Source organism: Klebsiella sp. JN_Kp122, assembly GCF_040062085.1.
GTDB lineage: Bacteria > Pseudomonadota > Gammaproteobacteria > Enterobacterales > Enterobacteriaceae > Klebsiella > Klebsiella aerogenes.
Genome location: NZ_JBEAHW010000001.1, coordinates 304668 through 327008 on the forward strand (window position 1 = coordinate 304668; position 22341 = coordinate 327008).

Genomic DNA, 22341 nt, shown 5'->3' on the forward strand with positions numbered 1-22341 from the left:
GTTAGGGCTCGCGCTATTGCTGCACGACGCGGATCCCGTTAACGTCAAGATATAAATTGGCTTGCAGTTGATCTGCCGACAGTTTCCAGAACTGCCAGAAAGGGGTTTCGCCAGGCGTTGGCAGAGGAAGAGAAATGCGCCACTTTTTACCATCCAGAGATTGGTATTCCGCCATCACTCCGATATAACGCGCCTCCGGCGAGCTTTGCCCGCTGAGTTTTTTTGCCAGTTGCCCCGGCATCAGGAAAAATTCATCGCTGTTCAGCAAGTTGCCGGCGAGAACTTTTTGCGCGTTATTTTGTAAGGAGTAGAAATCGGCGGACATGAATTCCGCATCGGATTTCAGCACTAACACTCTGACCTTTAATGGCGCAGAACGGTTAATTTGCGGGTGGGCCTGGAACTGAAGATTGTATCGGGCAGGGTCGCTGTGTGAAGACGAACCACATCCACTAACCAACGTAAAAAGAAACAAATAAAACGCCAGCATGACCTGGCGTAAAAGAGAGTTATTATTCATACGGTGTCGCTCGTAAAGGCGGGATTAATCCAGAATCCAGGTACCGTTATTGCCGTTTTTGCAGGCTTTGGTATTTCCGTCGACGCTCACGCAGGTCGCTTTCTTACGCGCCTTCGGGCGCTTCGACTGTTCGCGAACCGTTTTATCATACAGCTCACTTTTGACAACGGCATTGGCCGGAGCATAGCCAATTAAATTTTCCTGACCTTCATTGGCTAACGCTATCCAGCCGTCCTGGGCCTGTCCCAATGCAATATAATTAGCACCTGGAACTAATTGCACAATCACTTTGCCGCCATACCCGGCCTGGCTCATTACCGCGGCGGAATACAGCGCGCGATATTCTGCGTTAATCGGGGTAAATTCCGTTGGAGGAACAACAATATGGCGATGGGTCAAATTGACGCCGTTAACCTGCGTGGTTTCAATGGTGTCATCGGTAATTTGCGGCTTCGGCGGCGCTTCGCACCCTGCCAGTGAAACCGCAATCATAGCGGCTAAAAACACTCGCGTTTTCATATGCTTTTCCATTGCAATGCTATTATTTTCTTAAGGGTTATCCCTGCTTGAATAACAAGTCTGAATATCCTTAATCACTGTGCGTAAAAGGGTTCCAGCGGTGATATGGCCATAGCTACCGCACGAATCTTCACCGCAGTGGATCCCTTTATTACATTTCATTAACTATCACCACACAATTTTACAGATCGATCGAGTCAATTCAACACGCAATTTCGCCTCGTAGTTATGGGTGGTTAGCGTATTTAAATTTTTAGGATTAATCTCACTCACGCATTTAGCGCTGAAAGACGAACAATCGCCAAAAAAGTGTAATCCCAAAAACCATACAAAATAAAGTGTAATTTAACCATGTGATTTAAAAGATATATTTAATTATTTTGCAAATCGGATTTTTCATTCGCTGTGAATATGGAATAGTCTTAAAAAATATTTGGCAGCAAAATTGCCCACCAATCTTGGTAGGCTATTTTTATTGTCATCAGGTAATGCTTACACTGTAAAAACTCAAAGCGATATTTGACATTATTGCGGTGGGCTTCTAAAGGCAGATTACGCGAAGCAACTACAACAGCGAATAATGAGTTGAATCTTAGGAGGATGAAATGCAGGAACTAAAACGGAGCCTGATGGCCCCGTTGTTGTTTTAGTGATGATGATTCTTGTGGTGTTTATAGTATTCTTTCTCACGCTTCTTCGCGTCTTTACGACCGTCGTGATAGCCCTTCTCGTAGGCTTTACGCTGTTTTTTCTCTAGCTTTCGCCAGTGCTTGTCACGATATTCATAATGACGATGCCAGTAGTCTTTGTCACGCCAACGGCCGCCATCCCAGTAATGACCGTAGGAATCCCGGTCGCCTATCTGCAGTTTAATAGCCGGTAAAAGCGTAATCTCCTCGGCCTGGGTGACGATCGGTGCGGATGCCAGCAAAACGGCGGCCAGCAATAATATTTTTCGCATCGGATTCTCCTTAGCTGTGCGTCTCGTAATATGTTGTAACACAACTGACCAGCTAATTATCCAGGTTAATTCTGCTTTTTCAGCTACCTGCTGAGAAAGGTTGTCGTTAGTTCTGCACGTTACGCGTACGGATAATAGACAAAATGCGTTTTATTTTTCTTTGCATCGGAGCGCGGCTTGCCCTGGTGGGGGAATCATAAGACAATGTGATTTTTCAAGCGTCTACATGCCTACGGGAGTAATGATTATCGCTTCTCGTCGCCTCCTCTCCGTCACCTGCATGACCCGGCTCGGCGCAGTTGCTGCCGCCGTATTGCTGCTCGTGACTTGCACCAGTAAAGCGCCAAAATCGCTGGTGACCGCCAGCAATCCGCCCGTTACGCAAAAATCGGCAAAAAATCAGCAGCCAGTACGCGGCGTTTGGATCACCACGGTTTCCCGTCTCGACTGGCCCCCGGTGGGTTCAATTATCGCCAGTAGCCCGGAAAGCCGCATCAGCCAGCAGAAGCTGGCGCTGATCGCCAAACTCGACAATCTGCAACGCCTGGGCATCAATACCGTCTTCTTCCAGGTCAAACCGGACGGCACCGCGCTGTGGGATTCCCACATCTTGCCGTGGTCAGACATGCTGACCGGCAAAATTGGCGAAAATCCCGGCTACGATCCGCTGCAGTTTATGCTCGATGAAGCGCATAAACGCGGGATGAAAGTTCACGCGTGGTTCAACCCGTATCGGGTATCGGTTAATACCAAACCCGCTACCATCGCCGAGCTTAACCACACCCTGACTCAGGTCCCCGCCAGCGTATTTGTCCTCCACCGCAACTGGATACGCACCGCCAGCGATCGCTTTGTGCTCGACCCTGGGATCCCGGAAGTCCGTGACTGGATCACCAGTATCGTGGCGGAGGTGGTGCAAAACTATCCCATCGACGGCGTGCAGTTTGATGACTATTTCTATACTGAGACGCCGGGATCGACGCTGAACGATAATCAAACCTATCAGCGATATGGCCAGGGTTATGCCTCGAAAGCCGACTGGCGGCGTCACAACACCCAACAGTTGATAGCGCAGGTCTCACAGACCATCAAGAAACTCAATCCGCAGGTTGAGTTTGGTGTCAGCCCGGCGGGGGTATGGCGCAACCGCTCCCACGATCCGGCCGGTTCTGACACCCGCGGCGCGGCGGCCTATGACGAGTCCTATGCCGATACCCGCAGTTGGGTACAACAAGGGCTGTTAGATTATATCGCGCCGCAGTTGTACTGGCCGTTCGCCCGCGACGCCGCGCGCTATGATGTGCTGGCTAAGTGGTGGGCCGATGTCGTGAAACCCACTCACACCCGGCTCTATATCGGCGTGGCGCTGTATAAAGTCGGCGAACCGTCAAAAAATGAACCAGACTGGATGGTCGACGGCGGCGTGCCGGAGCTGAAAAAACAGATCGACCTCAATGAAACCACACCGGGTATTCAGGGGACGATTCTGTTTCGTGAAAACAACCTTAACCAGCCGCAAACCCAGCAGGCGGTTCAGTATCTGCAGCAGCGCTGGGGTAGCTAATTCCGGCTAATCACCCTCCCCGTTGTCGCAACGGGGAGTTTCTGTTTTCCGCATGAGAACGGGGGAAGGCAGATTAAACCGTCAGTTCCTCCACCACTTCCGCTACGCTCTTGATCCGCTGAATACTGCCGATGCCGGTTCCCAGTGAAATGTAGCCTTCGTCAGTGTTGCCCTCCAGCATACCAATTCGCAGGCCGCGTAAACCGCCCATTTCCGCGGCTATGGTTTCATTACTGGCGCCGGATTTATCTAACGCCACCAGCCTGGCGGCTAATTTACCCGGCAGCGAACGATAGTAATCTGGCAATGTGCGAAATAGCTGCAAATCCAGACCGTTAGCTTGCACGATCATCTCTTTCACCGATGGCGGCACGCGGCTCTCGGTGGTGCTGATAAACACGGAGCCGGCAAATACCCCCTGCGCGCCCAGCGCGTGGGCGGCCCTGGCGGTGCGCCGGTCGGTAATCCCGCCAGCCGCCAGCACCGGCACACGCTTCACCGCATCAACAATCAATGGCACGATGGAAAACGTCCCTAGCGCCGTTCCCGGAAGCGTTCCGCCTTCGTCGAAGCCGGTGGCGACAATAACATCAGCGCCCATCTCCTCGGCCTCGCGGCTGTTTTCCGGCGTCGGGTTAATATCACGATAAATAATGCTGATCCCGGCCTGCTTAAGCGTGGCAAACAGCGAGGGAATGATAGCTCCTTGACCATAGCCGGTATAAACCACCGCTTTAACCCCCTCTTCCTTGACTACCTCTACAATCGGCGGCGTCCAGATATCGTTTTCAACCGTCGGAATGAGATTTACAGCGAAAGGTTTCTCGGTGAGTCGTTTCGTTTTACGGATCTCTTCACGCATCTTTTCTGCCGTTTCCTGCGGCGTCGAGACAGCGGTTTGTGCGGTTAAACCTGCGTTCGGCCCTAATACGCCCAGCCCGCCGGCATTACTGACTGCGGCGACTAACCGGGCGTCGGTTAGCCAGGATAGCGGCCCCTGAATGACAGGTTTTTCAATACCGAGAATATGGCTAACAGAATGGTTTTGCATGATGCGGCTTCCTTAGTGTGTTTTCTGGCGCTTAGCGCTGGGATGACGCCACTGTAGGCCGCTTTATTGTTGGGAAAAATAGTAAAAGTTATCCTTCACTGTTATTAAATAAGTAATAATCAAAGTGAAATACGATGTTGTCATCGGAGCACATTGGTACAAATGAACTTAAATTTGTTTGAATCTATTAAGATTTTTATCGAGATTATCGAGTCTGGCAGCTTTACGCGCGCCGCCGAGAATCTACAGATCCATCGCCCGGCGGTCACGAAAGCGCTACAGCAGCTTGAGCAGCACTGCGGCGTTCGGCTTCTGCAGCGAACCACCCGACAGATCCACCTCACCCCTGATGGCGAGGCGTTTTATCGTCGTAGTAAACCCCTGCTGGCGCAGGCCGATGATCTTATGGAATCTTTCGCCCCGCAGCGTCCGCTACGTGGTCAACTGCGCATAGATATGCCTATCTCCCTGGCGAAGTTAGTGGTCGTGCCGAATCTCCCCGCCTTTTATCAGCAACATCCGGAGATTGAAATTGTGCTGAGCAGCTCCGACCGGCGGCGGGATATGCTTCGCGAGGGCCTCGATTGCGTCCTGCGCATTGGCGAGCTTGAAGACGGTGACTATATCGCACGTCATCTCGGTACCGTCGGTATGAAAACCTGCGCCAGCCCGGCCTATCTGGCGAAATACGGCGTTCCCGCAACCCTTGACGACCTGCGGCATCATCAGGCGATCAACTGGCTGAATAACAGTAATCATCAGACCATGCGCTGGGTGTTTCAAACTGACGCCGGGCAGCAGAACATTTCGCTAGCGGGTAAACTGGTGGTGGATAATTCAGAGACTTACATCGCCGCTGGCCTTGCTGGACTCGGCATTATGCAGGGTCTGGATCTTTTCCTTCACCCCTGGTTGAAAAGCGGCGAGCTGGTTGAAGTCCTGCCGAATAATCCGGTTCCCTCCAGGAAGTTATCGCTTATTTATCCCCATCGTCATGTTTCGCGCAAGGTGCGCGTCTTCGCCGAGTGGCTGGCGACAATGTTATAGAAATACAGATAAAATAAAGCCCGGCGCTATCTGCCGCCGGGCATGAATTAAGGTGCGGTAAGTTCATCGTAGAGCGTTCGCAAACGGCTGCGAAGAAACAGCACCGCTTTGTGTTTACGCGACAGCCACGCCTGCTCGCTAGCGCCGCTCTCTGCCGCCAGCTCCCTGTAGCTATAGCCCTGCAGCTCGGTTTTCTCGAAGGCTTCACGCTGCAGCGGCGGCAGCTCCGCCAGCGCCTCGGTTAAAGCCTCCCACAGCAGTTCTTTAAGATAGGCTTCCTCCGGCGTCTGCGCGACGCCAAACAGCGTTTCCGCCAGCTCATCCTCGGCAAAGCCGCCATCGCCATCTTCATCAGTATCGAATGTTAATGGCAACTCGCGCTTCTTACGCGACCGGTCGGTCATTTCATTACGCGCCGCCCGGAATAACCATGCCGCCACGTTCTCCACCGGTTGCTCGACCTTCATCAGTTGCAGGGTGACTTCCTGCAGGATGTCATCGGCATCGTCACGTACGGCGGTTCTACCGCGAATAAACGCGCTTAAACGCGCACGACAGGCGGCAAGCGCAGACAGCAGCCGTGATTCCCCCGCCATCGCATTGTTTACCTCGTTCACTCGGCATCCGGCGCTTTCGCCGATGGGTTATCGTCAGTCGGTTGCCCACCGCGACGTTCATGCCAGCCGCAACGGCCGCGATGTCCGTGGCGGCCGAAACGTTGGGCAAACTCCTCTCGCTGCTCCGGGGTCATGGTCATCCAGCGTTCATGCATGCGTCGACGCGCCTGCGCCATACCAAACATACCGCGATGAAAACCTAAACCGCCAAACAAGATACGGCACAGCGCCAGTAATCCCAAAGCCTGCCAGAAACCGATGCTTTTCACCCCGAAGATAGCTGGCAGCAATGCGTTCCATAGCGACATCACGACCAGACTCAGCACCACAACAATCACCGCGCCGATAATCAGCGGCCGCGCCATTCTGTGACGTCCAAAACCCTGGTGATGATGCCCGTGTCGTTCAAAATCTCTCATCGTCAATTACCTCATAAAAATGTATGTATCGAGGTAGACGAATCAGCGAAGAAAATATTGCCAATAAAAATGAAAAAAATAGCGCAATCATGAAAACGGGTAAATGACTCAGAAACTCATCGCTAAACCGAGGCCATACCCTTCGGTGTTATTACCGAACATATAGCGGGCCACCAGTCGGGTACGGGTGATAAATACCGGATACTGGCTGCTGTCGAGTTCCAGACCAATGCCGAGCGAACTCAGGCTATCAAAGCCGAGTTCACCGCGCTGGTCGCCAAGATAGATAGTATGAGCGCCTTCCAGCACGTAGCGCACCGGGCTTTTCAGCAGCGTCCAGTCGGCTATCGGCGCGCGTCGACGAAGGTAGATACCCAGATTTTCGGCGCTGGCCTGCCCCTGGACCGCTTCTGATGTGCTACCGAAGGTTTGCAAATTCATCGCGGAATAGCGCGCTTCTATGTCAATATCCTGCGTTTTGGAAAACAGTTCATAATCAAGCATTAACGAACCGCCCAACCCATAAGCGTTCAGTCGCCCACCATCGAGGAAGCGAATATCAACCTCCGTTTTACGTTCGAGCGCCCAGCGACCGAGGCGTGCATCGCTGGCCATGGTGCCCAGCATCATATTGAAGATAGGCCGTAGCACCAGTTTTCCGCCCCATCGGTCCTGATACAATGGAAAGTCCCAGCCGACGCCGCCGGTAGCGGTCAGACTGTTCCATTTGGTGGGAATGGTACGGCTCTGGGCACCATCGCTGACCACAAATTGCGGATCGTAGCGACTGTAACCGAGGGTGCCTTCCAGATAGAGCGGAAAATCCTCACTCAAGGTGGCGCCGCCGCCAAATTGCGTGAGGGTTAGTTCGTTTTTCTCATTCGCGCCGGAGCCAATATTCAGATCGCTGGCGGTAACGTCAGGTACCACGGTGTAACTCATTAAGGTGAGCACCGCGTCCGCGCGCTGCTTTAGCCGACTGCCGTCCAGGGCATAGCTTTCCTGACTAACTAAAAGCACCGTCAGTAGCAGCCAGCACGCACGCGGAACACCAAATACCATAGCCTGATGCTACCTCATCAATAACGGGGGAATTCGTTTGATTGAGTATAGCCAGCAGCGTCCAAACGTTAGTTATTTTTCAATACGCTGCAGCTGAATGGCATCCGCCTGCTGCGCTTTATCAGCGAGCTCCTGGAACTGCTGCGGAGAATAAAAATTATGCGGCGCTGGCAGCGACTGCATATCCTGCCCCGGATGGATTTGCAGTTGACCCAGTTCCGCGGGCGTAAACCCGGCAACTTCCTTTGGCATCGTCAGGCGATACGGCGGCGTGCGTTCAAAAGGAACCGGCGTTGGCAGGCGATTTTCGCTGAGATCGTAATTCCGCTTCAGCACCAGAAATTTATCCGGCACTCGCCGTTTACTGTTCCACCAGTCGCCGTCGACTTCACGGAACATCCTCTCGGTCTCACTTTGCGGCGCGACCAACAGTTTGACCAGCGCCTGTTTTAACGCCGCTTCCATCGCCCGGTTATAAGCATCGACTGAACCCGCTTGCCCTTGCAAAATAACGTTAATCGCCAGACGCGCGCCAAGCAGATTGGAATAGAGGTCCTCCGGCGAAAAGGCGGAAATTTCTTCTGAAAAACCCGGAACCGACTGGAAACCATACCATTGGGCGATCTCATGCCATTGCGCAATTTCGAAGGCCAGATGGCCGGCAAGCCAGGCGGCAATCGTATATCGCTGCGGCATTGAAGCCGGCGGCGTAAAGGCATTTAACTGGACGCGGCGTACGCCCAGTTCCTCGCTATAAAAGATGCGTCCTGACTGCCCCAGCGTCGGGTAAATTCGGCTGAATAAATAAAAGGTGTAATCAGCGGTATCACGCACATGGGCAATATCAATAAAACCGCCGCGGCGGGTATAAATAAGGCCATTGTGCTCATCGCTTAAGCCAACCAGATTTTTGACCGCGCCGAGCGCGCTATCGTTGTAATGATGCTCACCTAAGGTATCGAGCGTCAGCACATTACCAATCTGATAAACCGGGATTGGCACGCCAATGGCGCGCACCCGCAGATCGAAACCGAAGGCGCAGCATGGGCGCAGCGATTCCGGCGGCGATAATTCACCCACTACCGGGCTGACATGGTTAACGGGAATCGTCGGTAATACCGGGTCCTGGGCAAATACCGAATAAGCAGCCGCCAATAACCACCACAAACTCTTACGCATCAAAAGCGTTCTCCATGACACAAAAACAGCGCGCATCATACTCGCCGATGGCTACACGCCGTTAAGTCAAAAACGGTATTCACCGGCGACAAAGAAACTATTGCGATCGTTAAAGCCAAATTCGGTCAGAACGTTGAAGTTACGCGTGATTTCGTACTGGGCGCCGATCAGCATATTCCATGGTGAAGTGAGTTTCTGTTTGACATCAAACTTGCCGTCGCCGTCTTTATTGACCGCGGCAATCAATGGCTGCAGCTGTGGCGGCATATGCAAATCGGCCAGGTTGCCTTTAAATTCCTGCTGCACATCCTGATACATACTGCCGACCCACACGCTGAGATGCGAAGGGCCGGAAATCCCCTGAAGGTTGAAGCGATAGCCAACGCGAGGTGACACTGTCACGGCAGAAATACTGCCGTCGAGAATATCGAAATCGGTGCGGGTGTAGTTTGTATCGACGAGGGCAAACCAGTTCTCATAGCCGCCAGCCAGCGTGAACCCGCCGCCCCAGGTGGTGCCTTTGAAATCAAGAACAAAATCGATGTTTTGCAACTCGCCGCTCTGATTAAGATTATGCACCGCGCCGGCGATGATGCGATCCAGACCGCGATATTGCGTTGGGTCGGCATCGACCGACACATTCGACACCGACGAACCGCGGGTGTGGCCTAAAATCCCGTAGACATTAAGGAAAGGAAACACCCACATATCGAGACGAAGATTCTCGGTTTTGCTCTTCTCCCGCGTGTGCCCGGCATCGATGGCGAACATGTCGCTGGGGATCGGATGGTTACCCAGCTTCAGTCCGGAAAAGGTGATGCTGTCGACCATAATATCCTGGCGCATATTCATATAGCTGAGATTGACGCCAAACGGCAGCGGGATGGAATAACCGCGGGCGCGGGCTTCGTCTCCCCAGATGGGAAAGTAGCTATCACTGTCGTCACTTTCCGCCGCACAGGCATTCCACACGGCGCCAGAGGTCAACAGCAGCGTCATGACGGTTATTTTCCATCTCATTTTTATTCGTACCTTTACAGTCCGGAACCCACGTTAAAATAGACCGCCTGTTCGTGTTCGCTAAATGCGACATCGACGCCGGTAAATAAACCATACTGACGGGCGACCAGATAACGAAAACCGGTGCCCCACGCCACTTCGGTTTGCTGCCACAGCGACCCCGCCTCATCGCTCGCACTGCCGATACCGACAAAACCTTGCAGGATCCAGCGCGGCGCAAATTGCCAGGCCAGTTGCGTCTGGGCGACAGCGACATAATCGCCCTGATAGCGAAAACGCGAGATGCCGCGCAGTTCGATGTAAGGCCGGGCCATTGGCGTTAGATGCTTGTCATGATGAGTCAGCGACTGATAATTTGCCGCCAGCGCCAGGGTTAAGGTCGGCGCCAGCGGTAGAAAGTATTTACCATCCAGCGACAACTGATTGTAATGATAGTCGCCGCCGAGAAGAGCGCGGTAAAAACGGTACTCGCCCTGCAGTGATAACCCTTTCTTAGGGTAGAAAAAATTATCAGTGGTGTCATATTCCGCCACCACGCCCAAGGCCGAAGAGGTGCTGTTTTCCCCCAGCACCCGCTGCCACACCTTGTTGATCAGCTGATTGTCCGCGGTCACATCGGTGTGCGCATAGAATTGCGAGGCGCCAAGAAAAACCGGTGAATTCCCCACGCGGAATAACAGCTTTTGTAAACCGCCAAAGCCTTTGGTATGGGTTTGCACCGCCACATTTTTGTTAAACCCGGCAATGTCACCCGAATAGATATCGAGATTGACATTGGCGTAGCCCGCGCCAACCAGATAACGAATACTGTCATGATTCCAGGTATGACGATGCGCGGCGCCGATGAACCAGGTACCATTTTGCGTCCCACCACCGCCGAATCCGGTCAGCGCCGGTGGAATAAAACGATCGCCCTCGCGGGAGCCTTTACCATGCAGAAATAAACCAAACAGACCGCCGCCGTAGCCGATAGCCGGTTCGGTAATCATCACCGGCACCGGCAAAAAACCGTAGGGGTTATCCTGCAGATACTGGCTCATATCGAGCATGCCATCTTCAGGGTCGAACAATTGGGCGGCACGAGACGCGCCAGGCGCGAGAGCAAGCATCAGTAAAAGAGTAAGGCCTGCCAGCTTCATGCGGTCTCCAGCACTGACGCATTCATAAGGGAATATTAAGGGAATGAGCTAAAAATATATCGTAAGCCCTTGTTCTTCGCCAACTTACCCTCTCCTTACTTTGCTTATTTTTGGATAAAAAAGCGTGGTTAATCACACAAATTGATAAATGTTATTTATCGTTCTGGTTCATGACCATTAATAAGTGACAGTGTCACCATGTGCGATGGTTTTTAGTTCGCCGCCGTTGTAATCAAAAAGTGAATGACGTATAACATGTCGCAACCGAGGGGTGTCCCGTGAGGGCTGAGATGGCGTAAAAGCCGAACCCTTTGAACCTGATCTGGGTCATGCCAGCGAAGGGACGGGTCGGCATGTTCGCCAGTTTTCAGTTTTGCCTGTTCACACTTCTGCACGCCCGGATCTCCCCCTATTTTCAGGAGGTCCCATGATGATTCCCGCTTTTACACAAGGTCTTTACGGTCGACTGCGCGAGCAGGCCGGTGGCGAATGGCAACGCTACGTGTCGCACCCTTTCCTCCAGCAATTAGCCGCGGGTACGCTGCCGCAGGCAGCCTTTCGGCGCTATCTGACCCAGGATTATCTTTTCCTAATCCATTTCGCCCGCAGCTATGCCCTGCTGGTCAGCAAACTTCGCACGTTGCCGGAGATGCGCGCCGCCGCCGCCTCGATGAATGCCATCCTTGCTGAGCTACCGCTACATGTAGGCTATTGCGAGCAATGGGGGTTGAGTGAAGACGCTATGGCCCTGCAAAGCGAAGCGATGGAAACCATCAACTACACCCGCTACGTACTGGATATCGGCCACTCCGGCGACGCGTTGGATCTACTGGCGGCGCTGCTGCCCTGCGTCGCGGGCTATGCGGAGATCGGGCTTGGTCTGCTGCACAACCCACAAACCAACTTGCACGATAACCCCTACGCGCCGTGGATCCGCAATTACGGCGACGAGAGCTATCTTCACGGCGTCAACGCGGCGATCGACCTGCTGGAAACGCTCTGGCAACAGCGCGGCGCGGAATCCCGGTTAGCCGGACTGAGCGACATATTCACTACCGCTACCCGGCTGGAAGGTAATTTCTGGCAGATGGGACTGAACGCCGCCGGGCAGGACCAGGGGTGATGGCGCCAGGTATTCACATTCGCGATTTATGTCTGCGCTTTGGCACCCGGACCCTCTTTCGCGATCTCTCCTTTGATATTGCCGCCGGGCAATGGGTATCGCTGCTGGGGGCCAGCGGCGCGGGCAAAACCAGCCTGTTGCGTATTATCGCCGGGCTGGCGGCGCCAACCCGCGGAACCGTCGTCGCCAGCGATGGCCTTCCTGTTACTACGCGATTGGCGTGGATGGGGCAAAAAGATCTGCTCTATCCGTGGCTTAACGTGCGGGAAAATGTCGCCCTCGGCGCCAGGCTGCGCGGTGAAAAGGCCGATAACGCGCGGGTAAACGAGCTTCTTGAGCTGGTCGGGCTCGCCTCCTGCGCTGATGAACGCCCGGCCGCGCTGTCCGGTGGGATGCGCCAGCGCGCGGCGTTGGCACGCACCCTCTATGAGGATCGCCCCATTGTGCTGATGGATGAACCGTTCTCCGCCCTCGATACGCTTACCCGTACGCGGATACAGACCCTGGCCGCACGCTTGCTCACCGGGCGTACCGTGGTGCTCATTACCCACGACCCGATGGAAGCCTGCCGCCTCAGCCATCGGCTGCTGGTGCTTTCGCCGACGGGCAGGATTGATGATAGTCATCATTTAAGCGGAATCCCGCCTCGCGCCCCGGATAATCCCGCGCTGCTGGCAAGCCAGGCGCAGCTGCTGCAGCAATTGATGAGGGCGAACGGATGAGGGGCAAGTTACTGCGCGGGTGCAGCGTATTTTGTGGCCTACTGTTGCTCTGGCAGTTGGCGAGCTACAGCGGCATTCCCACTTTTTTGTTGCCTTCTCCGGCGGCGGTCGCTGAAGCGCTGTGGAATAACCGTAGCTATCTGGCCAGCCATACCCTTGTCACCCTGAGCGAAATTCTCAGCGGAATGGCGCTCGGCGTCACGCTCGGTATGGTGTTAGCGTTCTGTATGACCATGTCTCCGCGATTACAACGGTGGGTAATGCCGCTGGTACTGACCAGCCAGGCCATTCCGGTATTCGCCCTCGCCCCGCTGCTGGTACTGTGGTTTGGTTTTGGTATGAGCGCCAAGGTTATGATGGCGGTGCTGGTTATCTTCTTCCCCGTTACCTCGGCTTTCTTTGACGGTCTGCAACGGGTCAATCGCGACTATCTCGATCTGGCTCGTACCATGGGCGCCTCCTTTGGTGCTCAATTGCGCCATGTCCGACTCATGGCGGCGCTACCCGCGCTCGGTTCCGGTCTGCGGATGGCCGCCGCCGTCGCCCCCATTGGCGCGATTATTGGCGAATGGGTCGGCTCCGCCGAGGGGCTTGGCTACGTAATGCTGAATGCCAATGCCCGCCTGCAAACCGATATCTGCTTCGCCGCCTTGTTCATTTTAGTGCTGCTGACCATCGCGCTGTGGTTGGCGGTCGACGCCTTTTTGCACCGGCTGATCAACTGGTCGCCGGAATAACTTATCAACAGATAATAAGGAAGAGATATGCGTATACCTCTGTTGGCCGGCCTCACTCTGCTGGTTTGCGGCCAGGCATCGGCAAATGAAAAGCTGACCCTGGTACTGGACTGGTACATCAACCCGGATCATGCGCCTATTATGGTGGCGGAACAGATTGGCGCCTTTCGGGATGCCGGGCTGGATGTCAACATCATCCCCCCTTCCGACCCGGCGCTCCCTCCGCGCCTGGTTGCCGCTCGCCAGGCGGATTTAGCGATAACCTATCAACCGCAGGTTCACTTCTTCGCCGATGAAGGACTGCCGTTGATTCGCGTCGGGACGCTGATCCACTCGCCGCTGAATACCGTGATTGCGCTGGATCCGCGCATCAAATCTCCGGCCGATCTGCAAGGGAAAAAAGTGGGATACTCGGTGAGCGGTATTGAACAAGCGACGCTGGCCACCATGGCGCAGCACGCCAACATCGACCCTAACAGCATTAAACTGATCAACGTTAATTTCCAGCTCACCAGCGCTCTGCTGGCCGGCCAGGTCGATGCCGTTATCGGCGGTTATCGCAATATCGAAGCGCTGGAACTCAAACTGCAGGGCAAAAGACCGGTGGTCATGAATGTGGAAGACTATGGCGTGCCCGCTTACGACGAACTGGTGATCGTGGCAAACAAAGCCGAGGTCAACGCCCCTAAAATCAAAAATTTTCTCGACGCATTACAGCAGGGAGTGAGCTATTTGCGCGCGCATCCGCAGCAAACCTGGCAGCGATTTGCCAAAGCGCATCCGGAACTCAATACCGAACTGAACCAGCAGGCGTGGTTGCAGAGCGTGCCGCTGTTCGCCACCGATCCGGCAGCGTTAGATAAGCCGCGCTACGACGCGTATGAACAATTTTTATATAACAATAAGTTGGTGAAAAAAGTAACACCTTTAGCAAATTATGCGATCGAACTGCGTTAAGTAACCATAAATCTGACGGAAGTATTTCCGTCAGTCATTCAGCGAAGCGGTAATAAAAATATATAGACTTTCTCACTAATAATTACACTTTCCATGGTTTTAAAAACAATCGAAATTTAGTTTTAAAATCAGCCAATTATATTGACATTCCTGTATGTAATAATCGCGTCAAAATAGCGCCTTAAATTAAAGATTGAATGCGGATTTAAAAAGCCATATATTGTGCGCGCTTTATGAATGCCGATTCAATTTTCTAAACCTTTTTATTCAACCAGAGTTCAAACGTAACGCTGGTTGTGGGAGTGATATGATGACGGATAAAGTCCGTATTGATACTTTAAGTGCAGATTTATTGGACGCGAACAACGAAACCTTTTTGGCTCGTCAGGCTGAATTCGAATCGAATGTCAGGAGTTACCCTCGCAAGTTACCGCTCGCCATCACCAAAGCCGAAGGCGTTTGGCTGACCGATGCGGATAACAAACAGTACCTGGACTGCCTCGCCGGCGCCGGGACCCTCGCGCTGGGCCATAACCATCCTGAAGTACTGCAGAGCATCCAAAGTGTCATTACCAGCGGCTTGCCGTTACATACCCTCGATCTGACAACACCGTTAAAAGATCGCTTCTCTGAATACCTGCTCTCTTGCCTGCCGGGCGAAGGGAAAGAGTATTGCCTGCAATTCACCGGTCCTTCCGGCGCTGACGCCGTTGAAGCCGCGCTGAAACTGGCGAAAAAATACACTGGCCGTACGGCGGTGATCAGCTTCTCCGGCGGTTATCACGGGATGACCCACGGCGCGCTGTCCGTGACCGGCAATCTGTCGCCAAAAGCGGCGGTCAACGGCATGATGCCGGAAGTCCAGTTTATGCCTTATCCGCACCTGTACCGTTGCCCGCTGGGTATCGGCGGCGAAGCGGGCGTCAAGGCATTGACCTACTACTTCGAAAACCTGATCAACGATGTGGAAAGCGGCGTTCGCAAACCTGCAGCGGTTATCCTTGAAGCCGTGCAGGGTGAAGGCGGCGTGAACCCGGCTCCGGTTGAGTGGCTGCAACGCATCCGCAAAGTCACCAAAGAGCACGGCATTCTGCTGATCATCGATGAAGTTCAGGCAGGCTTTGCCCGTACCGGTAAATTCTTCGCCTTCGAACACGCCGGCATCGAGCCGGACATCATCGTGATGTCGAAAGCCGTTGGCGGCGGTCTGCCAATGGCGGTTCTGGGCATTAAGAAAGAGTTCGATGCCTGGGAACCTGGCCATCATACCGGTACCTTCCGCGGCAACCAGCTGGCGATGGCCACCGGTCTGACCACCCTGCGCCATCTGCGTGATAACAAGATTGCCGACAAAGTCGCCGCCCAGGGCGAATGGCTGAAAGGCAAACTGGCGGAAATGCAAAAACGCTATCCGGTTATCGGTCACGTACGCGGTCTCGGTCTGATGATCGGTATCGAAATCGTGAAGCCGAACGAGGCGCAGGATCATATGGGCTGCTACCCGGCTGACGGCGAACTCTCCGCACTGCTGCAGAAGAAATGCTTCGAAGCTGGCCTGATCCTGGAACGCGGTGGCCGTCACGGTTGCGTACTGCGTCTGCTGCCGTCCCTGCTGATTAGCGACGCGGAGCTGGAAGTGTTCCTCGATAAGTTTGAACAGGCCCTGCTGGCCGCCGGCGTAAAACCGGTCTGAGTGGAGTAAGTGACCGCAATGTCCAAATTGAATCCGATTCTGGCTGGGTCCGCGGCAAGCATTGACGCTTACCAGCAGGTCATTTCCCAGGCCAGCCAGGCGGTTGCGCAGTGGCTGCAACAACCTGAAATGTATCAGGGGAAAAGCGTTGATGAACTCCGTGAGCGCATCACCCTTGATTTTAACGAACAGGGTCTGGGCAACCAGGCGGCGATTGAACGTGCGATCGAGTACTTCCTGAAAGACAGCCTGTCGGTGCACCATCCGCAGTGCGTGGCGCACCTGCACTGCCCAAGCCTGGTTATCAGCCAGGCGGCGGAAGTGCTGATCAACGCCACCAACCAGAGCATGGACTCCTGGGATCAGAGCCCTTCAGCCACCATCATTGAGATGAAGCTGATCGAGTGGTTACGTGCGCAGGTCGGTTATCCGGCTGGCGATGCCGGCGTCTTCACCAGCGGCGGCACCCAGAGCAATCTGATGGGCCTGATGCTGGCACGCGACGCCTTCTTCGCTCGTCAGGGGCATTCCATCCAACAGGATGGTATTCCGGGCGACATTCGTCAGTACAAAGTGCTGTGCTCGGAAAACGCCCACTTCTCGGTGCAGAAGAACATGGCGCTGATGGGGCTTGGCTACCGCTCGGTCACGCTGGTGAAAACCGATGAATTCGCCCGTATGGACGTCACCGACCTGAAGGCCAAGATTGCGCAAGCGCAGGCCAACGGCGAGCAGATCATGGCCATCGTCGCCACCGCTGGTACCACCGACGCGGGCGCGATTGACCCGCTGCGTGATATCGCCGCTATCGCGGCGGAGCACCAGATCTGGCTGCACGTTGATGCCGCGTGGGGCGGCGCGCTGCTGCTCTCCGAGCAGTATCGCGATTACCTCGATGGCCTGGAGTTAGTGGATTCCGTTACCCTGGACTTCCATAAGCAGTTCTTCCAGACCATTAGCTGCGGCGCCTTCCTGCTGAAAGATGCTCGCCACTACGAGCTGATGCGCTATCAGGCGGCCTATCTGAACTCCGAGTTTGATGAAGAACACGGCGTTCCGAACCTGGTCTCCAAATCGCTGCAGACCACCCGCCGCTTCGACGCGCTGAAGCTGTGGATGGGGCTTGAGGCACTGGGCAAGAAACAATACGCTTCAATCATCGATCATGGCGTGACGATGGCGAAAAACGTCGCGGAATTTGTGAAATCTCAGCCAACGCTGGAGCTGGTCATGCAGCCGCAGCTGGCAAGCGTGCTGTTCCGCTCACGTCCGGCGCAAATGGCTGGTAGTGATAGCGCCGCGATCGCCCTGCTCAACCAGCGCGTGGGCGACGCCCTGCTGGAATCCGGCCGCGCCAACGTCGGCGTGACCGAGCATAACGGCGTAACCTGCCTGAAGCTGACGCTGCTCAACCCGGTGGTGACGCTGGACGATGTGAAGGTCTTGCTGAGCCTCGTTGAACGCACCGCCCAGGAACTGCTGGCGAAATAAGACACTGCCGATTAGCGCGTGTCCTGCAAAGCCGATAACTGCTGTTATCGGCTTTTTTATTTCCTCCTCACGTCCGCGCTTCGCGCAGCAGTTGTTGGATCACCTGCTCCTGACGGGCATAATCACCTTCGCCAAAGGCGGTATAGCGCAGTTGTCCCCGCGCGTCGAAGATATAATGCGCCGGCCAGTACTGATTACCAAACGCATTCCAGATGGCGTAGTTGTTATCTGCGACAACCGGATAGTTTAGCTGCCGCTGGCTGACCGCTTCACGAAGCTGCGGCAACGATCGTTCCCACGGATATTCCGGCGTATGTACGCCAATCACCACCAGCCCCGCATCGCGATACTTATTGGCCCACGCCCGTACATAAGGCAGCGTATGCTGACAGTTGATGCAATCGAGGGTCCAAAAATCAATCAGCACCACCTTGCCCTTTAACGCCGCATTGGTAAGGGGTGGGCTATTAATCCATGCGGTACCGCCTTGCAATTCCGGCATAGCGCTGGTTGGCCGCGGCGCAACGATCGGCTCCAGCCGAACCCGTTGTTGATCCTGGGGCATAAACGCGCTGAGCCGCTGCTCCAGACGATGGGTTAAACCGCTGGCGCCCTGCAGATAACGATCGCTACCGCTGGCGATTAATGCCACTGCGGCCAACATTGCCACGCCAGCCAGTTGGCGTAACCGCCCACTTATCGCCTGACCACCGCGCAAACGGGAAATCAGCCGCGCGCCGAACCCCCCCAATAGCAGCAACATCAGCGCGCATCCGCTGGCATAGGAAAGCAGCAAGATGCCGGTAGTCACTGAATTTCCTTGCAACAACGCCAGGCTAAATATCGCCCCCAGCACCGGTCCCGCGCACGGCGCCCAAAGTAGTCCAATCGCCAGTCCGGCGAATACTGAAGCGAGCCCACTGCCATAACGATAGCTCTGTTGGTTAAGTTGATTACCCAACGCAACCGCTGGCGATCCGAGCCAGCCTGCAACGCGTGTTGACAGCAAACTGATAGCCACAACGACCAAAAAGCCCAGCGCCAGCCAACGCCCGACGATAGTCAGATTGACTAACCATCCCCCTGCCGCCGTGGCCAGCAACGATACAGCGGTAAACATCAACCCCATACCGAACAACAACAGGATGAGTTGTCCCTTACGCCCGCTTACGCTGGCAAACACCAGCGGGATCACCGGTAAGGTGCAAGGGCTGAGCAGCGTCAACATACCGGCCAAAAATGCAATCACAACAGCCATGATCATTCTCCTTTGCAACGTTGCCGAAGTGGCAACGTCAGCATTACAACAGGCGACTGTATGGCGGATATGTCCGTGAAACGGCGGTTTAGTATATGGATTTATCTGCAGTTGGAATGGATACAGAAGGATACAAAGCGCCGGTATTGAGACGTACCCGCGCCTCAAGACCGCCCTGTTGCAGATTGTGCAGGGTCAAACTTCCCTGCATCTGCCCGGCGAGCTGGGCGGCGATTGCCAGCCCCAAACCGGTACCGCCAGTATCGCGATTACGTGACTGCTCGAGGCGATAGAACGGCTGCAGTACGGCGGTGAGCTCTCCTTCCGGGATGCCGGGGCCGTCATCAACAACGTGAATGATAACATCGCCATTCGGCGGGTAACTCAGGCTGATTTCCACCTTTTCGGCGTATTTCAGCCCATTATCGATTAAGTTACTCATGATCCGCCGCAGCGCCTGCGGCTGAAGCGTCATGACGTCCGCCCCTTTACCGCCACGAAAACTGACCGCTTTACCGATATCGGCATAATCACAGGCGATGCTATCCAGTAACGCATTGAGACTCATCCGCTGCGGCGCTTCTGCCAGCGGTTCGGCCGATCGTGCCAGCGCGATGCCTTCGCGAACCAGTCGGGTCATGCTATCGAGATCCTGTAACAGCTTATCGCGGAGTGCCGGTTGGTCGGCCATCTCGACTCTTAGCTTCATACGGGTAATCGGCGTCTGCAAATCGTGGGAGATCGCCGCCAGGATCCGCGCGCGCTCCTGCAAATGGTCCTGTATTCGCTTTTGCATCGCGTTGAAGGCGCGCGCCGCGCGCTGCACCTCTTGTGGTCCCTTCTCGGCCAGCGGCCCTGCAGCCGGAGTAGCCGGTTGCAGCGTATCAATGGCGCGGGTAAAGCGGGTCATCGGCGCGACCACCTGGCGGACGGCGTACCAGGCGCAAAATAGCAGTAACAGAAACTGCGCGACCAGCACCAGCGGTAGCCAACGTGCGATGGCCGGCAGCTTTGGCCACAGGTCAATGCTTAGCGGCGTGCCGTCGCGCAGGGTCACGTGGGCCTGAATATGTTCGCGCGGTCCAGGGACGGCGATAATACTCACAGGATAGCGACCGCTCAGGGCTTCCTGTAACGAGCGTACCGCATCACGGGTACGCCAGCTGGTGGGATAATCGCCAGTTTGTCCGGTAGAAAGCTGATAGCGGTAGTTACCGCGCGCCAGACGCGCCAACCAATGCGGCCGTTCTTGCGCAGGAAGACGATCAAGGATAGCCACGCTGGTGGCGACATCGTATTCAAGGTTGCCCAGCATGATGCTACGGGCGCTGCTCATGCGCTCGTAGAGCAGAAGCGATAGCGTCAGGGCATTAGCGAGCAGCAGAGCGAGAAAAATCATTATCATTAAGCGCGACTGCAATGACGCCGGCCACACTTTCATTATCGCGCCTCGCGGATCGACACCGGCACTGACAGCACGTAACCCTCGCTGCGCACGGTTTTGATATAGGCGGGCTCACGCGCGTCCTCCCGCAGGCGCTGACGCAGGCGGCTCACCAACAGATCTATAGACCGTTCAAACAGTTCGGCATCACGCCCCTGGGTAAGATTCAACAACTGATCGCGGTTGAGCACCCGTTGAGGATGATCAAGAAACACCCGCAGCAGGCGATATTCCGCCCCGCTTAGCGCCACAATTGTGCCACTCTCGTCCAGTAGATGCCGCGCCGAGGTATCGAGCAGCCAGTCGCCAAAGGCGATAAGCCTGCCGGCTTCGCTGATTTGTAAATTGGGGGGAAGCGCGCGGGCGCGGCGTAAGATGGCTTTGATCCGCGCCAGTAGCTCCCGGGCCACGAACGGTTTCACCAGATAATCGTCGGCCCCCATTTCGAGACCAAGTATACGGTCGCTATCTTCGCTACGCGCGGTCAGCATCAGCACCGGGATATCCTGTTGATCATCATTGCGCAACTGGCGACAAAGGGTTAAACCATCGTCGCCGGGCAGCATGATATCGAGGACAATCAAATCGATTTGATGGTTTTTAAGTACAGACCACATCGCTTTGCCATTAGCTGCGCCGCTGGCGCGATAGCCCGATTTCTCCAGATACCCAACGATCAGTTCGCGGATATCGCGGTCGTCATCGACAACCAGGATGTGGTCAATACGTTCCAAAGGCGGCTCCTGCGGAAAAATAAGCTCATGAAAAGCATATGCGGCTTTTCCGCAAGCGCAACTCTGCGCTTGCGGCGTGGTGAGGCTTATAAGCGATCGGCGTCAATAACCGCCTGGACAAATTCCGCTGGCGCCTCCTGCGGCGGGTTATGTCCCACTGCGCCTTTGAAATCCCGATGCTCATATTTACCGGTGAATTTCGCCCGATAGCTATCCGGCGCCGGATGCGGCGCGCCATTGTTTTCCCCCTCGATGGTAATCGTGGGTACGCTAATCGCCGGCAGTTTCGCGAGTCGCTGTTCGTAGGCCGCATATTTCGCTTCGCCCTGCTCCAACCCCAGGCGCCAGCGGTAGTTGCTGATGGTGACGGCAACGTGATCCGGGTTATCCAGCGCTTTCGCGCTATTGGCGAACGTGGCATCCGTGAATGTCCACCGCGGCGAAGCCTGATGCCAGATAAATTTGGCAAAGTCATGGGTATTTTGCCGGTAGCCCGCCTCGCCGCGCGGGGTGGCAAAGTAGAATTGATACCACCACGACAGTTCCGCCTGCGGCGGTAACGGCTTCTCGCCAATTTGCTGGCTGCTAATCAGATATCCGCTCACCGATACCAGCGACTTAACCCGCTGCGGCCAGAGTGCCGCGACGATATCCGCTGTACGCGCGCCCCAGTCAAAGCCGGCGAAATCCGCTTGCTTAATATTTAGCGCATCCATCAGATGCACTATATCCGCCGCCATCGCCGATGGCTGACCGTTACGCGGCGTTTTAGCCGACAGGAAACGGGTGGAGCCGTAGCCGCGCAGATACGGCACGATGACCCGGTAACCCTTCTGCGCCAGCGCCGGGGCCACCTGCGCGTAGCTTTGAATATCATACGGCCAGCCGTGCAGCAAAATTACCGCCTGGCCATCGCGTGGCCCCATATCGACATAACCGATATTCAAATCGCCGGCGTTGATTTGTTGCACCTTGTCGAAAGCGCCTGCGTCTTCAGCAGCGCACACGCTGGCGGACCACAGCGTGGAGAGACACAGCGCCGTAGCGCTGACATGACGGATTGCGGATAATCTGTTCATCCTCA

General features: G+C 55.0%; 22 protein-coding genes and 1 riboswitch. Of the genes, 8 read left to right on the forward strand and 14 right to left on the reverse strand.

The genetic code is table 11. From position 1 onward, the window contains the following. Nucleotides 1-13: 13 nt before the first annotated feature. From tssJ to ABLU78_RS01550, 3 genes are all read right to left on the reverse strand, one after another. Nucleotides 14-520: a type VI secretion system lipoprotein TssJ gene (gene tssJ, locus ABLU78_RS01540; RefSeq protein ID WP_015366553.1), complete on the reverse strand. Its 507-nt coding sequence runs from the start codon at nucleotides 518-520 to the stop codon at nucleotides 14-16. A 24-nt stretch (nucleotides 521-544) separates the two neighbouring features. Next, nucleotides 545-1039: a hypothetical protein gene (locus ABLU78_RS01545; protein ID WP_015366552.1), complete on the reverse strand. Its 495-nt coding sequence runs from the start codon at nucleotides 1037-1039 to the stop codon at nucleotides 545-547. A 646-nt stretch (nucleotides 1040-1685) separates the two neighbouring features. Further along, on the reverse strand, nucleotides 1686-2000 hold the full coding sequence (locus ABLU78_RS01550; protein ID WP_015705463.1) for a DUF2502 domain-containing protein: 315 nt from the start codon (nucleotides 1998-2000) through the stop codon (nucleotides 1686-1688). A 280-nt stretch (nucleotides 2001-2280) separates the two neighbouring features. Between ABLU78_RS01550 and ABLU78_RS01555 the strand changes: the two genes are divergently transcribed. Further along, nucleotides 2281-3564, forward strand: coding sequence for a glycoside hydrolase family 10 protein (locus ABLU78_RS01555; protein ID WP_045366329.1), 1284 nt, complete (start codon nucleotides 2281-2283; stop codon nucleotides 3562-3564). Nucleotides 3565-3637: 73 nt separating this feature from the next. Here ABLU78_RS01555 and ABLU78_RS01560 read toward each other — a convergent pair whose 3' ends face one another. Next, on the reverse strand, nucleotides 3638-4615 hold the full coding sequence (locus tag ABLU78_RS01560) for a nitronate monooxygenase (RefSeq protein ID WP_015705465.1): 978 nt from the start codon (nucleotides 4613-4615) through the stop codon (nucleotides 3638-3640). A gap of 162 nt (nucleotides 4616-4777) precedes the next feature. On the opposite strand from ABLU78_RS01560, the gene ABLU78_RS01565 reads away from it, so the two are divergent. Then, complete coding sequence (locus tag ABLU78_RS01565; protein ID WP_015366548.1) at nucleotides 4778-5662, forward strand: LysR family transcriptional regulator; 885 nt, start codon at nucleotides 4778-4780, stop codon at nucleotides 5660-5662. A 47-nt stretch (nucleotides 5663-5709) separates the two neighbouring features. Here the strand turns inward: ABLU78_RS01565 and ABLU78_RS01570 are convergent, their stop codons facing one another. The 6 genes from ABLU78_RS01570 to ABLU78_RS01595 all read right to left on the reverse strand — a co-directional run bounded on the left by ABLU78_RS01570 (nucleotide 5710) and on the right by ABLU78_RS01595 (nucleotide 11098). Further along, nucleotides 5710-6258, reverse strand: coding sequence for an RNA polymerase sigma factor (locus ABLU78_RS01570; RefSeq protein WP_015366547.1), 549 nt, complete (start codon nucleotides 6256-6258; stop codon nucleotides 5710-5712). A 17-nt stretch (nucleotides 6259-6275) separates the two neighbouring features. Continuing rightward, nucleotides 6276-6698: a hypothetical protein gene (locus tag ABLU78_RS01575; protein ID WP_026612304.1), complete on the reverse strand. Its 423-nt coding sequence runs from the start codon at nucleotides 6696-6698 to the stop codon at nucleotides 6276-6278. 108 nt (nucleotides 6699-6806) lie between these two features. Next, complete coding sequence (locus ABLU78_RS01580) at nucleotides 6807-7760, reverse strand: hypothetical protein (RefSeq protein ID WP_015705468.1); 954 nt, start codon at nucleotides 7758-7760, stop codon at nucleotides 6807-6809. A 72-nt stretch (nucleotides 7761-7832) separates the two neighbouring features. Beyond that, nucleotides 7833-8939, reverse strand: coding sequence for a DUF4056 domain-containing protein (locus tag ABLU78_RS01585; RefSeq protein WP_048228763.1), 1107 nt, complete (start codon nucleotides 8937-8939; stop codon nucleotides 7833-7835). A 66-nt stretch (nucleotides 8940-9005) separates the two neighbouring features. After that, nucleotides 9006-9959: a hypothetical protein gene (locus tag ABLU78_RS01590; protein WP_026612303.1), complete on the reverse strand. Its 954-nt coding sequence runs from the start codon at nucleotides 9957-9959 to the stop codon at nucleotides 9006-9008. Nucleotides 9960-9973: 14 nt separating this feature from the next. After that, entirely contained in the window at nucleotides 9974-11098 is a 1125-nt protein-coding gene (locus ABLU78_RS01595) for a BamA/TamA family outer membrane protein (protein WP_015366541.1), read from the reverse strand. A gap of 257 nt (nucleotides 11099-11355) precedes the next feature. Further along, nucleotides 11356-11459, forward strand: a riboswitch (TPP riboswitch). Nucleotides 11460-11525: 66 nt separating this feature from the next. Between ABLU78_RS01595 and ABLU78_RS01600 the strand changes: the two genes are divergently transcribed. The 6 genes from ABLU78_RS01600 (at nucleotide 11526) to ABLU78_RS01625 (ending at nucleotide 17821) form a co-directional block, all read left to right on the forward strand. After that, the gene (locus ABLU78_RS01600; protein ID WP_032711676.1) at nucleotides 11526-12221 is read left to right on the forward strand and encodes a TenA family protein; all 696 of its coding nucleotides are present in this window, start codon (nucleotides 11526-11528) and stop codon (nucleotides 12219-12221) included. Further along, nucleotides 12218-12943 carry an ABC transporter ATP-binding protein gene (locus ABLU78_RS01605; protein ID WP_048228764.1) on the forward strand — a complete coding sequence of 242 codons (726 nt, stop codon included), beginning with the start codon at nucleotides 12218-12220 and terminating at the stop codon, nucleotides 12941-12943. The genes ABLU78_RS01600 and ABLU78_RS01605 overlap by 4 nt, the downstream gene beginning before the upstream one ends. Then, nucleotides 12940-13680 (forward strand): ABC transporter permease, encoded by a 741-nt coding sequence (locus ABLU78_RS01610; RefSeq protein ID WP_032708099.1) that lies wholly within the window; start codon nucleotides 12940-12942, stop codon nucleotides 13678-13680. Before ABLU78_RS01605 ends, ABLU78_RS01610 begins: the two co-directional genes overlap by 4 nt. Nucleotides 13681-13707: 27 nt before the next feature. Further along, the gene (locus ABLU78_RS01615; protein ID WP_348819998.1) at nucleotides 13708-14637 is read left to right on the forward strand and encodes an ABC transporter substrate-binding protein; all 930 of its coding nucleotides are present in this window, start codon (nucleotides 13708-13710) and stop codon (nucleotides 14635-14637) included. A 307-nt stretch (nucleotides 14638-14944) separates the two neighbouring features. Then, the gene (locus ABLU78_RS01620) at nucleotides 14945-16330 is read left to right on the forward strand and encodes a diaminobutyrate--2-oxoglutarate transaminase (protein WP_015366536.1); all 1386 of its coding nucleotides are present in this window, start codon (nucleotides 14945-14947) and stop codon (nucleotides 16328-16330) included. Between the two features lie 9 nt (nucleotides 16331-16339). Further along, nucleotides 16340-17821 (forward strand): aspartate aminotransferase family protein, encoded by a 1482-nt coding sequence (locus ABLU78_RS01625; protein WP_162182293.1) that lies wholly within the window; start codon nucleotides 16340-16342, stop codon nucleotides 17819-17821. Nucleotides 17822-17888: 67 nt separating this feature from the next. Here ABLU78_RS01625 and ABLU78_RS01630 read toward each other — a convergent pair whose 3' ends face one another. The 4 genes from ABLU78_RS01630 to ABLU78_RS01645 all read right to left on the reverse strand — a co-directional run bounded on the left by ABLU78_RS01630 (nucleotide 17889) and on the right by ABLU78_RS01645 (nucleotide 22336). Next, nucleotides 17889-19079 carry a cytochrome c biogenesis protein DipZ gene (locus ABLU78_RS01630; protein ID WP_048228765.1) on the reverse strand — a complete coding sequence of 397 codons (1191 nt, stop codon included), beginning with the start codon at nucleotides 19077-19079 and terminating at the stop codon, nucleotides 17889-17891. Nucleotides 19080-19167: 88 nt separating this feature from the next. Beyond that, nucleotides 19168-20520 carry an ATP-binding protein gene (locus tag ABLU78_RS01635; protein WP_048228766.1) on the reverse strand — a complete coding sequence of 451 codons (1353 nt, stop codon included), beginning with the start codon at nucleotides 20518-20520 and terminating at the stop codon, nucleotides 19168-19170. Beyond that, complete coding sequence (locus tag ABLU78_RS01640) at nucleotides 20520-21257, reverse strand: response regulator (RefSeq protein ID WP_045387982.1); 738 nt, start codon at nucleotides 21255-21257, stop codon at nucleotides 20520-20522. Before ABLU78_RS01640 ends, ABLU78_RS01635 begins: the two co-directional genes overlap by 1 nt. An 86-nt stretch (nucleotides 21258-21343) precedes the next feature. Continuing rightward, entirely contained in the window at nucleotides 21344-22336 is a 993-nt protein-coding gene (locus ABLU78_RS01645; protein ID WP_047049102.1) for an alpha/beta hydrolase, read from the reverse strand. Nucleotides 22337-22341: the final 5 nt, after the last annotated feature.

What these genes read in the sequence shown, in the direction of transcription:
- ABLU78_RS01580 (WP_015705468.1), bottom strand. Translation starts at nt 7,760, where the DNA reads ATGGTATTTGGTGTTCCGCGTGCGTGCTGGCTGCTACTGACGGTGCTT.
- ABLU78_RS01620 (WP_015366536.1), top strand. Translation starts at nt 14,945, where the DNA reads ATGATGACGGATAAAGTCCGTATTGATACTTTAAGTGCAGATTTATTG.
- ABLU78_RS01560 (WP_015705465.1), bottom strand. Translation starts at nt 4,615, where the DNA reads ATGCAAAACCATTCTGTTAGCCATATTCTCGGTATTGAAAAACCTGTC.
- ABLU78_RS01645 (WP_047049102.1), bottom strand. Translation starts at nt 22,336, where the DNA reads ATGAACAGATTATCCGCAATCCGTCATGTCAGCGCTACGGCGCTGTGT.
- ABLU78_RS01565 (WP_015366548.1), top strand. Translation starts at nt 4,778, where the DNA reads ATGAACTTAAATTTGTTTGAATCTATTAAGATTTTTATCGAGATTATC.
- ABLU78_RS01600 (WP_032711676.1), top strand. Translation starts at nt 11,526, where the DNA reads ATGATGATTCCCGCTTTTACACAAGGTCTTTACGGTCGACTGCGCGAG.
- ABLU78_RS01630 (WP_048228765.1), bottom strand. Translation starts at nt 19,079, where the DNA reads ATGGCTGTTGTGATTGCATTTTTGGCCGGTATGTTGACGCTGCTCAGC.
- ABLU78_RS01550 (WP_015705463.1), bottom strand. Translation starts at nt 2,000, where the DNA reads ATGCGAAAAATATTATTGCTGGCCGCCGTTTTGCTGGCATCCGCACCG.
- ABLU78_RS01610 (WP_032708099.1), top strand. Translation starts at nt 12,940, where the DNA reads ATGAGGGGCAAGTTACTGCGCGGGTGCAGCGTATTTTGTGGCCTACTG.
- ABLU78_RS01635 (WP_048228766.1), bottom strand. Translation starts at nt 20,520, where the DNA reads ATGAAAGTGTGGCCGGCGTCATTGCAGTCGCGCTTAATGATAATGATT.
- ABLU78_RS01545 (WP_015366552.1), bottom strand. Translation starts at nt 1,039, where the DNA reads ATGAAAACGCGAGTGTTTTTAGCCGCTATGATTGCGGTTTCACTGGCA.
- ABLU78_RS01595 (WP_015366541.1), bottom strand. Translation starts at nt 11,098, where the DNA reads ATGAAGCTGGCAGGCCTTACTCTTTTACTGATGCTTGCTCTCGCGCCT.
- tssJ (WP_015366553.1), bottom strand. Translation starts at nt 520, where the DNA reads ATGAATAATAACTCTCTTTTACGCCAGGTCATGCTGGCGTTTTATTTG.
- ABLU78_RS01555 (WP_045366329.1), top strand. Translation starts at nt 2,281, where the DNA reads ATGACCCGGCTCGGCGCAGTTGCTGCCGCCGTATTGCTGCTCGTGACT.
- ABLU78_RS01575 (WP_026612304.1), bottom strand. Translation starts at nt 6,698, where the DNA reads ATGAGAGATTTTGAACGACACGGGCATCATCACCAGGGTTTTGGACGT.
- ABLU78_RS01615 (WP_348819998.1), top strand. Translation starts at nt 13,708, where the DNA reads ATGCGTATACCTCTGTTGGCCGGCCTCACTCTGCTGGTTTGCGGCCAG.
- ABLU78_RS01570 (WP_015366547.1), bottom strand. Translation starts at nt 6,258, where the DNA reads ATGGCGGGGGAATCACGGCTGCTGTCTGCGCTTGCCGCCTGTCGTGCG.
- ABLU78_RS01585 (WP_048228763.1), bottom strand. Translation starts at nt 8,939, where the DNA reads ATGCGTAAGAGTTTGTGGTGGTTATTGGCGGCTGCTTATTCGGTATTT.
- ABLU78_RS01590 (WP_026612303.1), bottom strand. Translation starts at nt 9,959, where the DNA reads ATGAGATGGAAAATAACCGTCATGACGCTGCTGTTGACCTCTGGCGCC.